This window comes from Ammoniphilus resinae (genome assembly GCF_017873965.1).
GTDB lineage: Bacteria > Bacillota > Bacilli > Aneurinibacillales > RAOX-1 > Ammoniphilus_A > Ammoniphilus_A resinae.
This window is the reverse complement of the sequence record NZ_JAGGKT010000016.1, coordinates 44,550-57,330: the sequence shown is the minus strand read 5'-3', so window position 1 is coordinate 57,330 and position 12,781 is coordinate 44,550. Positions and strand designations below refer to the sequence as shown.

The 12,781-nt window shown below is 44.8% G+C and carries 13 protein-coding genes, 1 tRNA gene and 1 riboswitch; of the genes, 7 read left to right on the top strand and 7 right to left on the bottom strand.

What is annotated here, in order from left to right; translation table 11 throughout:
• Positions 1-39 precede the first annotated feature (39 nt).
• From J2Z37_RS20050 to J2Z37_RS20045, 3 genes are read right to left on the bottom strand one after another with little or no spacing between them, the layout of a single operon-like run.
• Positions 40-1,224, bottom strand: coding sequence for an O-antigen ligase family protein (locus J2Z37_RS20050; RefSeq protein WP_209812094.1), 1,185 nt, complete (start codon positions 1,222-1,224; stop codon positions 40-42).
• A gap of 55 nt (positions 1,225-1,279) precedes the next feature.
• Positions 1,280-1,408 (bottom strand): hypothetical protein, encoded by a 129-nt coding sequence (locus tag J2Z37_RS25895; RefSeq protein ID WP_280922244.1) that lies wholly within the window; start codon positions 1,406-1,408, stop codon positions 1,280-1,282.
• Positions 1,409-1,430: 22 nt separating this feature from the next.
• On the bottom strand, positions 1,431-2,045 hold the full coding sequence (locus J2Z37_RS20045) for a superoxide dismutase family protein (protein WP_245204001.1): 615 nt from the start codon (positions 2,043-2,045) through the stop codon (positions 1,431-1,433).
• Positions 2,046-2,238: 193 nt separating this feature from the next.
• Between J2Z37_RS20045 and J2Z37_RS20040 the strand changes: the two genes are divergently transcribed.
• A complete protein-coding gene (locus J2Z37_RS20040) occupies positions 2,239-3,975 on the top strand; it encodes an adenine deaminase C-terminal domain-containing protein (RefSeq protein ID WP_209812092.1) in 1,737 nt (578 codons plus the stop codon).
• A gap of 517 nt (positions 3,976-4,492) precedes the next feature.
• Here J2Z37_RS20040 and J2Z37_RS20035 read toward each other — a convergent pair.
• Positions 4,493-4,696: a DUF4177 domain-containing protein gene (locus tag J2Z37_RS20035; RefSeq protein WP_209812091.1), complete on the bottom strand. Its 204-nt coding sequence runs from the start codon at positions 4,694-4,696 to the stop codon at positions 4,493-4,495.
• A 123-nt stretch (positions 4,697-4,819) separates the two neighbouring features.
• On the opposite strand from J2Z37_RS20035, the gene J2Z37_RS20030 reads away from it, so the two are divergent.
• A complete protein-coding gene (locus J2Z37_RS20030) occupies positions 4,820-5,158 on the top strand; it encodes a L,D-transpeptidase (protein WP_209812090.1) in 339 nt (112 codons plus the stop codon).
• On the opposite strand, the gene glpK is transcribed toward J2Z37_RS20030, so the two are convergent.
• Together glpK and J2Z37_RS20020 are read right to left on the bottom strand one after the other, a co-directional pair.
• Positions 5,155-6,639, bottom strand: a complete 1,485-nt coding sequence (gene glpK, locus J2Z37_RS20025) for a glycerol kinase GlpK (RefSeq protein ID WP_209812089.1) — start codon at positions 6,637-6,639, stop codon at positions 5,155-5,157. The genes J2Z37_RS20030 and glpK overlap by 4 nt on opposite strands.
• A 51-nt stretch (positions 6,640-6,690) precedes the next feature.
• Entirely contained in the window at positions 6,691-7,452 is a 762-nt protein-coding gene (locus tag J2Z37_RS20020; RefSeq protein ID WP_209812088.1) for an IclR family transcriptional regulator, read from the bottom strand.
• Positions 7,453-7,665: 213 nt separating this feature from the next.
• Positions 7,666-7,780: riboswitch (SAM riboswitch) on the top strand.
• A 120-nt stretch (positions 7,781-7,900) separates the two neighbouring features.
• Between J2Z37_RS20020 and J2Z37_RS20015 the strand changes: the two genes are divergently transcribed.
• The 3 genes from J2Z37_RS20015 (at position 7,901) to J2Z37_RS20005 (ending at position 9,762) form a co-directional block, all read left to right on the top strand.
• Positions 7,901-8,674, top strand: a complete 774-nt coding sequence (locus J2Z37_RS20015; protein WP_209812087.1) for an enoyl-CoA hydratase-related protein — start codon at positions 7,901-7,903, stop codon at positions 8,672-8,674.
• 100 nt (positions 8,675-8,774) lie between these two features.
• A complete protein-coding gene (locus J2Z37_RS20010) occupies positions 8,775-9,125 on the top strand; it encodes a PilZ domain-containing protein (RefSeq protein ID WP_209812086.1) in 351 nt (116 codons plus the stop codon).
• 43 nt (positions 9,126-9,168) lie between these two features.
• Positions 9,169-9,762, top strand: a complete 594-nt coding sequence (locus J2Z37_RS20005; protein WP_209812085.1) for a hypothetical protein — start codon at positions 9,169-9,171, stop codon at positions 9,760-9,762.
• A 153-nt stretch (positions 9,763-9,915) separates the two neighbouring features.
• Here J2Z37_RS20005 and J2Z37_RS20000 read toward each other — a convergent pair.
• Positions 9,916-10,002, bottom strand: a tRNA-Leu gene (locus J2Z37_RS20000).
• A gap of 195 nt (positions 10,003-10,197) precedes the next feature.
• Between J2Z37_RS20000 and J2Z37_RS19995 the strand changes: the two genes are divergently transcribed.
• Positions 10,198-11,496, top strand: coding sequence for a YncE family protein (locus J2Z37_RS19995; RefSeq protein ID WP_209812084.1), 1,299 nt, complete (start codon positions 10,198-10,200; stop codon positions 11,494-11,496).
• A 106-nt stretch (positions 11,497-11,602) separates the two neighbouring features.
• Positions 11,603-12,700 (top strand): CAP domain-containing protein, encoded by a 1,098-nt coding sequence (locus J2Z37_RS19990; protein ID WP_209812083.1) that lies wholly within the window; start codon positions 11,603-11,605, stop codon positions 12,698-12,700.
• Positions 12,701-12,781: the final 81 nt, after the last annotated feature.

Sequence of the window (12,781 nt, the reverse complement as noted above, 5' to 3'; positions counted from 1 at the left end):
CATGATCAATTTATTAAAAAACTGTGACCATCTCTCTCGTTACGCCTTTTTCCACTTGGAATGCCGAACCCGTGAGGAAACCATAACACTTCTTGGTGCCTCCTGATAGGAGTAAGCCAATCCTTGGATCATCGCAGAGCTTCCCACTAATAAAAGGGCGATTTGCGGACTCATAATGGTAAAGTCAAAAATCCCCTGACCAGCGATCATCGCTACGACTCCACATAACAATGGAGTGAGGCGGCAGCTTTTCGCAAACAAAAATCGCGCCTTTTGCAGCAAATCCCAAAACATCCAGGCAAAAATCCCGACACCTACCAAACCGAGCGTGGTCGCAATCGTTAATAGTGTATTATGTGCATGAAAAATACGTCCGTACAAATACAGGCTGTACTTATAATGGTAAATCCCAAACCAGCCCCAGCCGGTAAAAGGTTTGAGAAGAAACATATGAAAGCAGCTTTTCCAAATTTCTTGACGGTCGCGAATCGAGGAATACAGAATTTCCCCCCGCGGAAACAGATCTGGAAATAAAAGCATGAGCGCTGTGCTCGAAAGCAGGATGAAGGTGATGAAAAGCATCTTCTTCTTATGCCCTGCAAAATAGCTATATAGAATAAAACCGATGAAAATCCCAATTGCAGCGGCGCGTGATGCAGTCATCACCAATACTGTCGCAAATAAAACCATTCCCAGAGCGTACCCTAATTTCCTTTTCCCTTTTGTCCGCCCAAAAAAGTAGAAACCGATCATCAGCATAATCGCATACCAGGTCCCTGCTAAATTCGGGTTGTTAAATGTGCCAGAGATCCGTTCAAATTCTTCCAAGGAAACAATCGAGCGGGTCCCCAGTAGATACTTCCACCATGCTGGAGTGTAGGTGATGATATTAACTTTTGCCAATACCCCTATGACTGCTGACCCTATTGATAAGGTGAACAGGCGTGCTAGCAATTTCTCCACACTTTTTACGGTTTGAAAATGTTCTTGAAGATACACACTAACCGCAACAAAGCCTAACATTACAAAAGCGGCGAGGCTAGACTCGATGCTTTCATTGATGAGACCAACAAATAATGACCATAAAAATAACAAAAGAAGCCCTCTTGACCAGGCGTCTCTCAACTCCCATTGACCCTGCCGTATGTAATGAAACAACATATATAACAACGGCAAAAAAGCCAGATAAGGCGAAAAAATGATCAACCCTAAGCTGACATTCAAAGCAAATACCCCCTGAAAACTAGTTTATCTATCTATCTTTTTTAACAGGAAAACTCTACTCCACTGCCTGATCTTTTGCAAGCTGCAAAAAGTCCTGTATTTTCTCCGATTTGCTCATGTAAGCTATTTCATTTGGTTCTTTCGTCGGATCACCAATCCAGAACATAAAAAAAAGCGAGCCCATTTCGCTGAGCCCGCTTCCTCCATTATTCAGGAATATTTCCACCGGCAATTCTGTCCCCAGAATTACCCGCAGGGTTGGTTTTCTGATCATCTTCTTTCGCATGAATAATAATCGATTTGCCTCTTAAGGAATTTTCTTTCCCAGGTTCAAGGGTTGCTCCTGGAAGGTTGAATTTCCCTTTGCCAGCTCCATTCGCCTGTACCTCTAGATTCGGCATGTCTCCAAGATGTGGTCCTTTCGGATTTTCCAGGCCATGCTCTTTGCCGTAGGGGTTCAAATGGCCTCCAGCCGTGGCAAAATCAGTCCCCCGAAATGCTTTTTCATGAATATGGATGCCATGCTTCCCAGGCGGCGTGAGTCCTGTGACGTTGACTTCCATCAACACTCCTTTTGCCTGTTGGGTAAGCTTGGCTGTTCCAATGACATGGGATGTAGCATTGACGATATTCACGTTCACACTTTGCATGTTTTCCGAGACGGGAATAGCTTCTGGACTTTGTTCTTCAGCATGGGTCTGGGATGTTTGGGCACTTAGATCTGGTGCGGGGGCAATATTTGATTCTGGGGACAGGTTTAGTGTATAAAGTCCAAGCACCACCAGTACAAACAGCCCACTGTACAAAATAACTTTGCGCATCATTCATAACTCCTTTGCAAAAAATATGGATTTCCCAATCCCAGTTTATCCATCTTTTCACTTTTAAAACGTCACCGTGGAAAAGGATCTGTTTGAGGGGTTTCTTTTTGCTCCCTTTAACCACTATCCCCGCAAGTCATGTGATATCTGGTATACTAAAAAAAGGAAAAATATAGAAGGGGAGAGCAAGCCTATGAAAAAACTATCAGAGCAAAAATGGAATGATTTCGTCGAGGTCTCCCTCTTGAAGAAAGCGGCCACGACGTGGATTAAGAATGCCAATTATTTCAACATCTATACTGGTGAGATGATGGAGGGGAATATTGCTCTTTTTGAGGATCGAATTGCTTATGTTGGCGGCAAAGAACCCAAAGTAGATGAATCTACGATCGTGATCGATGCTGCAGATTATACGTTAGTACCCGGGTATATTGAGCCACATTCCCACCCCTTTCAAATCTATAATCCGCTGACCTGGATCGATTACTCCCTCTCACGCGGAACGACAACCATGATGCATGACAGTCTGCTCTTTTTCCTCAATGCCCCCCAGGAGCAGATGGAGAGATTTTTTCAGGATCTGCAAGATTCTCCGGTAAAAAACTTCTGGTGGGCCAGGCTCGACTCCCAGACTCCTAGTCCGGAGTTAGAAGCAAGGGTCCCGATACAGCGAACCCTGCAAACGCTCGAGCATCCGCAGGTGATTCAGGCTGGCGAATTAACTGCTTTTAAACGGATGCTTGATGGGGAACCTTTGCTGCGGGAGAGGATGTTCCTGGCATATCAATCAGGAAAACGGATCGAAGCGCATAACCCGGGTTCTTCTGTGGAAACGCTAAATGCAATGATGGCTGCAGGTGCCACCTGCTGTCATGAGAGTATTACAACCGAGGAAGTAATGCGGAGGTTAAGGCTGGGGCTTTACGCGACTCTGCGAAATTCCTCAATCCGCCCGGATCTGCCCGAATTGCTGCAGGGTCTTCTGAAGCTGGAGCGCGTCCCATGGGATCGATTGATGATGACGACGGATGGGTCTCCTCCATTTTTCTATGAACAAGGGACGGTTGACCGGCTAATCCATATCGCATTGGACTGCGGGGTTCCTGTCTGGGAGGCATACCGGATGGTCACCTTAAATCCTGCTGTCTATTATGGATTGGACCCGGATTTAGGCGGGATTGCTCCAGGACGAGTGGCAGATATTTTATTCCTTGAGGATCTGCATCATCCGACACCTGTGCAAGTGATGGCTAACGGGAAGCTGGTTGAAAAGGACAGGTCGGCCGCTCAGATTGATTGGTCTTCCTATGGAATTCTGGGAGTTCCAGCTGCAGATTGGAAAGCTGAAGCCGATTGGTTCCACGTTGCGGCGAGAGAGGATTTCCCTGTTGGCGAGATGATGAATGCGGTCATTATCCGCCAGCGTGATGAGACATTACCCGTAAATGATGGTGCAATTGATTTAACTGATAAACCAGACTATCTTTATGTAGCCCTTCTCGATCGTGCCGGAACATGGATAACGCGGGGCATTGTAAAAGGTTTTGGCAATGTGGAGGCATTAGCAAGTACCTATACCGTATCGCAGGACCTTTTTGTGCTTGGCCGGAATCCGGAAGAGATGGCTGCCGCAGCGAATCGGGTGATGGAAATGGGCGGCGGGATTTGCCTTCGGGAGAACAAAGAATCACTGTTTGAACTCCCCCTACCTTTACTTGGCGGGATGAGTGAAAAAGGGATGGCAGAGTTGATCGATGAGACGAGTCAATTCCTACGGTTGCTGCAGGAACGCGGTTATCAGCACGAGGATCCGATCTATTCCCTATTTTTCTTTACCGCCATCCATTTGCCCGTCATCCGCTTTACCCAGGATGGGATTTACTCGACCAAGCAGAATAAGATTCTTGTACCTAGTCAGCGGTTGCGATAGGGAGAGGGAGAGGCGCCGATGATGACCATCTTCGCATTTTCATAGGAGCATTTTGGTCATCATTGCCTTGATGATGACCATCTTCGCATTTTCATAGGAGCATTTTGGTCATCATTGCCTTGATGATGACCATCTTCGCATTTTCATAGGAGTGTTTTGGTCATCATTGCCCTGATGATAACCATCTTCGCATTTTCATAAGAGCATTTCGGTCATCATTGCCCTGATGATAACCATCTTCGCATTTTCATAAGAGCATTTCGGTCATCATTGCCTTGATGATGACCATCTTCGCATTTTCATAGGAGCATTTTGGTCATCATTGCCTTGATGATGACCATCTTCGCATTTTCATAGGAGCATTTTGGTCATCATTGCCCTGATGATAACCATCTTCGCATTTTCATAAGGGCATTTCGGTCATCATTGCCACGATGATGACCATTCTCCCACAAGAAACATCCCTTCTGATCAGGAGGAAACTCAAAAACTCACTCCGATCAGAAGGGACAACATGCTACTTCGGTTCAAGCCCCCGCTTAAAGACAAAGGTCGTCCTAACATACGTACGGCCGCCTTCCTCGTAGGAAGAGCGGTTCGTGCTAATCAACTCCCATCCTTCACGCCCCAGTCGATTGAACTGGATTTGAAGCTGTTCAGGGTAATTGGCCATCGCCTCGTCCACAATTTGAATTTTATATTCCCACAGTTGATTCGACATGTTACTACCTCCTAAACCAGAATTTACTTTAAAAAATATGCTGAATTTTGGAAGAGTAGTACAACATTCTGCCGTCACTTTCTAACATTCCCCTTGAATACACTAACAGGAGGGATGTATTGAATGGCCTATCAAATTCTCATTACCTTAGACAATCGAAGGTTGACTTTGCTGCAAAATGGTCAAGTGATTAAGACCTACCCAATCGGAATCGGCAAGGTTGCCACGCAAACACCGGTAGGAACTTACAATATTATTAACAAAGCCCCCCATCCAGGGGGGCCATTTGGCGTGATGTGGATGGGGCTAAGCCGCCCGCATTATGGAATCCATGGCACAAATAATCCCGGATCGATCGGTAGAGAGGTATCGCACGGATGTATCCGCATGTATAATCAGGATGTGCTGGAACTTTCGAGAATTGTTCCGATCGGAACGACGGTCATCATTCGCTACCGCTAAGGCTTCCAACCCATGGTGCTGCGAACAGATGCACACCACCCCTCATACAACTGATCTGCTCGTTCCTTCTCCATCGCGGGAGTGAACTCTCTTTCTACGGTGTGGTTGGCGAGGATTTGTTCCTTGGTTTTCCAAAATCCGACGGCCAAACCCGCCAGATAAGCGGTGCCAAGGGCCGTCGTTTCTTTTACTGCGGGTTTTTCCACCTTTGTCTGGATAAGATCTGCTTGAAACTGCATCAAAAACTGATTGCTGATCGCACCACCGTCCACTTTTAAGCTCGCTAAATGGATTCCAGCATCTTCCTGCATCGCATCGACAACGTCCTTTGTTTGGTAAGCGAGTGATTCGAGTGCAGCGCGGGTCAGGTGCTCTTTTGTCGTACCGCGAGTGAGGCCAAAAATGGCCCCTTTTGCCTCCATATCCCAATATGGCGCACCTAATCCAACAAAAGCGGGGACGAAGTAAACACCCTCTGTGGAGGAAACCGCTTGGGCCAAGGCCTCCGATTCAGGGGCTGTCTCGATCAATTTCAGACCATCTCGCAACCATTGAATGGCAGCGCCGGCAACAAAAATGCTCCCTTCCAAGGCGTACTTCACGCGTCCGCCTAGTCCCCAGGCAATGGTTGAAAGCAAGCCATTCTTTGATTCCACGATTTTCTCCCCCGTATTCATCAGAAGAAAACAACCTGTCCCGTACGTATTTTTCACCTCACCTGGCTGAAAACAGGTTTGCCCGAACAAAGCAGCCTGCTGGTCCCCGATCGCACTGGCGACAGGAACTTTATCCCCAACAATTGAAGTGTATCCATAAATTTCGCTTGAAGCATGAACAGAAGGAAGGATTGTCTTTGGAATCTGAAACAGCTGAAGCAGCTCCTCATCCCACTGGAGGGTATGGATATTGAATAGCATTGTACGCGAGGCATTCGTATAATCGGTTGCATGTACTTTTCCCTGGGTAAGCTTCCAAATTAGCCAACTGTCGATCGTGCCAAACAGCACGTCCCCTTTTTCCGCCTTTTCCCGGACCCCTTGGACATGGTCCAAAATCCATTTGATTTTCGAAGAGGAAAAATAGGCATCGATGACTAACCCGGTTTTCTGTTTGATGACAGGCTCTAGCCCATTCCGCTTCCACTCCTCACAAATATCGGCACTTTGCCTGCTCTGCCATACGATGGCCGGGTAAACCGGCTCTCCCGTATTTTTATCCCATAACACCGTCGTTTCCCGCTGGTTAGTCAATCCGATGGCAGCCACTTGAGCAGCGTCTAACCCCATTTTTTGTATGGCATCTTCGATCACGGCCTTTGTGGTTTCCCAGATTTCATTCGGGTCATGCTCCACCCAACCAGGCTGTGGATAATATTGGGTAAATTCCCTTTGGGAGATGCCTGCCACATCACCTGCCTGATTAAAAAGAATCGCCCGCGTACTTGTAGTCCCTTGGTCGATGCTCAGAATATACTTATCCATAACACTCCCCCTTTTCTATTATTCTATGGCTTCTTTTTCTACAAAAGAATCTTAACCCAGTCCGTATCCCATCTGTTCAGAAATCGCCTGCCCTGTTTCTTGCACCATTTTTATGAACCCTGTGAATGTTTCGTCATCTATACTCGAAAGAAGAGATGACAAACTAATCGCTGCGATCACCTGGCCCGAATGGTCGCGGATGGGAACCGCCACACTTCGTACCCCTTCCTCATTTTCCTCATTATCGATAGAGTATCCCCGCTGACGAACGAGTTCCAACTCTTTCAAATAGCTTTCCCGATCGGTGATCGTATTTTTGGCTCTTCGCTCGTATTGATAATCTGCTAAAATTTCCTCTATCTTCTCCTGCCTTTGATTACCTACCAAAACCTTCCCCACCGCACTACAATGAATCGATACCCGGCGTCCAATGCGAGAATAGAGCACTACCGCCAAAGGTCCTTCTACTTTATCAATATAAACCCCATGTTTGCCGTCGAGAACAACCAGATGTGTGGTTTGGCCGGTCCGCATAGAAAGATCATGAAGATTTCTTTTCGCTATCTTTCTTATATCTAATCCTTGGATGACAAAATTTCCTCTTTCTAGTAGTTTCATCCCTAACTTATACTTCCCATTTTCTGTATTTTGTCCAATATATCCGTGGTATTGAAGCGTTTTCAAAATCGAGTGAACGGTGCTCTTGTGAAGGTCTAGTCGCTCACTAATTTCTGTGATTTTCAGCTCCATTTCATGCTCGTCAAATAAATCGAGTATTTTTAAAGCACGATCAACCGCTTGAATGAGTCGCATAGGCTTTCCCCTTTGTAAAGTCTTCGAATGATGTACTTTGATCTTAGCATAATGTCGAAAAACTATAAAGAAAACTTCCATTAGTATTCCTACCCCGTTCATGCCGGATAAATATGTGTATTGACCTTTTTGTTGATAAACTTTATAATACTAACAGAAATTGGTCATGAGAAACGAGACCAATATGAAACTATTTCATTCATAAAACTGAATCTCTTATCGAGAGTGGTGGAGGGACTGGCCCGATGAAACCCGGCAACCCGCTTGCAGGATTCCTGTTAAGCATGGTGCTAATTCCTGCGGAACATCTTGTTCTGGTAGATAAGGAGTAGACATTTTACATCCGATGCCTTCTTCTTATGAAGAAGGCTTTTCTTGTCGCCTGAGAAGTGTCGATTTCCTGAATTCTAGTAAACTATTTTTTTAAAAAGGAAAGGTGGAAAAGAAGATGGGATTATTATCTTATCAAGTTGAGGGGAAGATTGGAACGATCACAATTCAAAATGACAAGCAGCGTAATGCGCTTTCCTTGCCACTTATTCAGGAATTTGACCAGCTTTTGCAAACGATTGGTCGCGAGCGTGAAGTAAACGTGTTAATCATCCAGGCAGAAGGAAAAGTATTTAGCTCTGGACACAATCTTCGCGAAATTTCTGGAAAACCAACTCGTGAAGTTCTACATTTATTCCAAGAATGTCAAAAACTATTCCGCACCATCCGTGAAATCCCTCAAATTACAATTGCCAAGATACACGGCATTGCTACAGCAGCTGGAGCTCAATTGGTAGCGGCATGTGACCTAGCTGTCGCAAGTGAAGCGGCGAAATTTGCCACCCCTGGGGTACATATCGGATTCTTCTGCACTACCCCTTCCGTGTTTGTCAGCCGTAACTTAGGCCGCAAAAAAGCCGCTGAAATGTTATTTACTGGTGATTTTATTTCTGCTGAGGAGGCTTTAATCCATGGACTTGTTAACAAAGTAGTAACACCTGAACAATTATCCGATGCCGTACAGGCGCTAGCTGAGTCCGTTGCACGCCATAGCTTAAACACGCTAGAAATTGGGAAGAAAGCATTCTATCAGCAGATCAATATGGAAGACTTCCAAGCATTAAACTATGCTTCCGAAGTAATGGCAACCAACAGCCAGCATGAGGATGCTGTGGAAGGGATTTCTGCCTTTTTGGAAAAACGCCCTGCTAAATGGAGTGACCGAGCATAAGCTCGGTCTTTTTTTCTAATTTTGTCACTTTTCCTCTCCCTTTGTGGCCGAAAATCTCTTATAATTTGTGGAAAAGAGATCAATTAAATGAGAGGTTACGATGGATTATCATACTCGAAATGAACCCTTCCGTTTTATTTTTGCCCCCCCCTTGGAAACCAAGTTTAAAATTATCCAATTAGAAGGAAAACCTGTTCAAACATCTGAAGGAATCGCCAAAATTATTGACCTCAGCCCACACGGAATGAAGCTGGAAACATCACTGAACATGCCTACAAGTCGGGAATTGGAGTTGGCCTTCGAATTTACATTGAATCAAACCTCTTTTATTTTAGAGGGGGAAATTCTTTGGCATAAAGGCAACCAATATGGATTAAGATTGGACATAAAAAAATCAACGGAAGAACAGTTAGTTAAGGAAATAAAATTTTACGCTAAAACCCACAAATAGATGATACAATATTGCTTATATTTGAAGTGCTCTGGAGGGAATTATGCGTAAACGTACAAAGTGGATACTAGGTAGTGTAGTTTGCTTAGCTGTACTCGGCGTAATCGGATATAATTGGGTAATCAGTTTTGCCTCCGACCGGCTGGTAGAACAAGTAACAAAGGACATGTTGACAGATGACGAAGTAAATGAACTGATGAAGGAGCCCGCGGTGCAAAAGGCATTGGAAGAGCAGTTAGGAGCTATCCCTTCTGATCAGGAGGAAGTTGATCAGGATTCTGCTGGGGATAGTCAGAAGAGTGATCAAAACACCACGGTCACACCTGAACCTTCCGAATCTGGGGGTCGGGCTGGTTCCAGTTCCAGCGGGTCCGAGACCGGCACTTCAACAGCTACTACGGGAAATCAAGAAAAAGTCGGCTTTTCGAATAAGGAAGAAGCATTGAAATTCCTACTCAGCCGATTTTCCATGTCAGAACTGAAAGAGTTTGTTTCCATGGCCAGCGGCGGAGTCACTGCTGAAGAAAAACAGGAGATCAAAAAAGCCCTTTTAGAGCGTCTTTCTCCTGAAGAATTTCAGGCACTGAAGGTGTTGGGGTTGATTGAACTGAAAAAGAGACAGCAGGAGTTGCCGTAAGAGGACTGCCTGTTGCGAGATGAGGGATATATACCCCTATAATTGAGGTTATGAAGGACAATTATTGGGCTAAATGCTGCCGGTATGTCCTTCATCAGAAAGAAAAGCAAAACCCCTCGCCATCAGCGAGGGGTTATCATTTACATATGTATTTGGTGCGGATGAAGGGACTTGAACCCCCACGATGTTGCCACCACTAGAACCTGAATCTAGCGCGTCTGCCGATTCCGCCACATCCGCATTTACTATGCTTTTATTATAGTGAGATTCCGTTTGTTAATCAAGAAAAAATTTACCCCCATTAGCCAGATGCTATTAGCCCTTTTTCTACTTCCAAATAAATAGGTGGATGTGGATAGGTACACGTCCATACACTTTTAGTTATTTAACCATAAGATAGGCGTAGTAACTTATGACAGAGGAGGTCCCACCATTATGGAAAATAAAAAGCTGCCCGGAGAACCAGAAAACCAGATTCAGGTGATTGATCTATGGACACATGAACATCTCTTTTCCCTTCCCGTCACAGAGAAAACATGTGGCATTGCTCTCAGTCCCAATGGAGACCGCGCCTATTTGACACACCATGAGACAGATCAACTAACCATCTGGGATACTTCTGCCCGAACCATATTGGCGACAATTTCTGTAGGGAGAAAACCCAAAGGTATAACGCTTTCTCCTGATGGGTCGCGGATTTATGTCACGAATTCAGGTTCGAGGGACATTTCGATCATTAATACAGAAACGCAAGAGCTCGAACATACCCTCCTGTTGGATGGAAATCCAATCGGAATTTCTTCCGCGGAAAACGGCTTACTTTTTATACTTACCGATCCCACTCAGAGTGAGGCAGATCCTGCCCTAGAATCAACTCCAAAGGTGCCGGCAGCTGACCCTGCCATTTTAAACAATCCACTAAACCAATTGGAGAGTACCAATCCATTTAGCGATACAAATCCACTTCTCCGAAAAGATCCGGCGACTGATGATCCGACTAAAGTAAACAATGAACTCTCCACTTTATCGGAAAATGAAAAGCTGTTAAACAAGCTGCCCACAAAGAATAATTTTCCGAGTATGCCGGACAATGTAGATATGTCGTTACCAAACACAGATTTACCAACTATGCAGCTGCCAAACATGGATTTACCAAACATGCAACTCCCAACAAATTTCCCTGCATTAGAGGCGCCAAATTTCTCAATGGGCGATTTGGCGAAGCTTGATCTCCCCTCTTTTCCTCAGGGGATGATCCCAAATGATCTACTTGCAGGTTCTTGGAATCTTGGTACACCCAATGCATTAAATATGATTCCACCACTGCCCCCCCTTAGTTTTAATCCTGGTAATCTTGCTTTTCCCATGCCACAAACACTTCCGAGCAACATGATGTTGCCTGCAAATTTGCCTCAATTCCCGTTTGAGCCGTTTCAGGGTATGAATCTAAATATGCCAAATACAGCAGGCGTTCAATCACTCAACCTCACAAGCACGTTAAAAAGTAGACTCCAACGCAAAGCACAGTTGAACAAATTAACCCATTTACGACAGAAAATTCGCAGTCTGGGTCTGCCAGACCATGTGTGTACGGCATTAGAAAAAAATCTTAACAAAGCCATCTTTCACTTAAAGACCTTTATCAAACAAGTAAAACGTTTTATGGCAATGCAACTAATTCCACGGCAAAAGGGGCTCGAACTAATTCAAGCAGCACAAAGGTTGATTTCATGATCGGAATCTGCGGTTTTGGTTTGAAAAGCCGAAGCCGCAGAGTAAAAAGAAATCGAACAGTTTTCCTCCTATGATATAATCATCGTATGGATAAGGAGGAATGAAAATGTTCCGAGGTAAAACCTTTCGAGTGGCAGTTTTTGTTTTTGCTATTTTATGTCTTCCTACCTTTTGTTCAGCAGATACTTCTTTAAGAGATCAAGCAGTCGATTTTTGGGAACAAGGCCAAGAGTTTGCAGAGAACCTTGCTTTGCCGCATCAGCCGATCTCGGATTCAACACCCGCACCACCCTTAGCAACACTTAAAACCAATCAGCAGGGTATCTTGGGTATTGCTATAGGTCAGTCAACACAACACCTAAAGGAAACATGGGGCAGTCCACAGCGCATTGATCCACATCCGTTAGGCTATGTGTGGTGGATTTACAACAAGGATCCCAACCATTATGTACAAGCTGCTGTAAAGGATGGGAAAGTAATGGAGATCTATTCCAATGCGCCAACCTGGTCTTTTCGCGGAATACAAATCGATTCTAGTAAAAAAGAATTGCTAGACACCTTCCCTTTTCAAAATAGAATCACCTTCTCCTATGAGAACGCCCAAGTTAGCGTTGATAACAACGTGGATGGGAAAGCACTATTTATGATCGAAGAGCAACCTATCTTATTTTATCTTGATCTTTACCGGGAACAGCGAGTAACGGGAATTCGCTTTCTTTCCAAGGAAGCCTTGGTAAAAGGGAGCTTCTTTAATAGGCAATTTACATATACCGGGCAAAAGCCAAGTCTGACGAAAGCTTCTTTGAATCAGGAACAACAGGACAAGCTTGAGCAAAGCATGGCCAAACAAATTTTTGATCTCACCAATGTGATTCGACAAAGATATAACCTTTCGGTTCTAACGTGGAATGAGGAGGCTGCGAGGGTAGCCCGCTCGCACAGTATGGACATGGTGTCCCATCAATTTTTTGATCATGTGTCCAAAACGACGGGAATGGATCCTTTTGAACGGATGGAATTTGCGGGTATACATTATAAAACGGCAGGAGAAAATATCGCCTATGGTCAAAACGATGGAATAGAGGCTTTGGAAGGTTGGATGAATTCAGAGGGACATCGAAAAAATATTTTATACGCTCCATTTACTACACTTGGCGTTGGGGTAAAGAACGATTATTACACGCAAAATTTTGTAACGCCCTAATACGAAAAAAAGGGGCTGAATGCCCCTTCCCCTAAAACCGACAGTATTTCCCGAGAAATGATACCATTTTGTAAATACTGA

Bases quoted from the DNA above. Each gene is read 5' to 3' on its own strand.
- J2Z37_RS25895 (WP_280922244.1), bottom strand. From the start codon at position 1,408: ATGGGCTCGCTTTTTTTTATGTTCTGGATTGGTGATCCGACGAAAGAA.
- J2Z37_RS20045 (WP_245204001.1), bottom strand. From the start codon at position 2,045: ATGCGCAAAGTTATTTTGTACAGTGGGCTGTTTGTACTGGTGGTGCTT.
- J2Z37_RS20040 (WP_209812092.1), top strand. From the start codon at position 2,239: ATGAAAAAACTATCAGAGCAAAAATGGAATGATTTCGTCGAGGTCTCC.
- J2Z37_RS20035 (WP_209812091.1), bottom strand. From the start codon at position 4,696: ATGTCGAATCAACTGTGGGAATATAAAATTCAAATTGTGGACGAGGCG.
- J2Z37_RS20030 (WP_209812090.1), top strand. From the start codon at position 4,820: ATGGCCTATCAAATTCTCATTACCTTAGACAATCGAAGGTTGACTTTG.
- glpK (WP_209812089.1), bottom strand. From the start codon at position 6,639: ATGGATAAGTATATTCTGAGCATCGACCAAGGGACTACAAGTACGCGG.
- J2Z37_RS20020 (WP_209812088.1), bottom strand. From the start codon at position 7,452: ATGCGACTCATTCAAGCGGTTGATCGTGCTTTAAAAATACTCGATTTA.
- J2Z37_RS20015 (WP_209812087.1), top strand. From the start codon at position 7,901: ATGGGATTATTATCTTATCAAGTTGAGGGGAAGATTGGAACGATCACA.
- J2Z37_RS20010 (WP_209812086.1), top strand. From the start codon at position 8,775: ATGGATTATCATACTCGAAATGAACCCTTCCGTTTTATTTTTGCCCCC.
- J2Z37_RS20005 (WP_209812085.1), top strand. From the start codon at position 9,169: ATGCGTAAACGTACAAAGTGGATACTAGGTAGTGTAGTTTGCTTAGCT.
- J2Z37_RS19995 (WP_209812084.1), top strand. From the start codon at position 10,198: ATGGAAAATAAAAAGCTGCCCGGAGAACCAGAAAACCAGATTCAGGTG.
- J2Z37_RS19990 (WP_209812083.1), top strand. From the start codon at position 11,603: ATGTTCCGAGGTAAAACCTTTCGAGTGGCAGTTTTTGTTTTTGCTATT.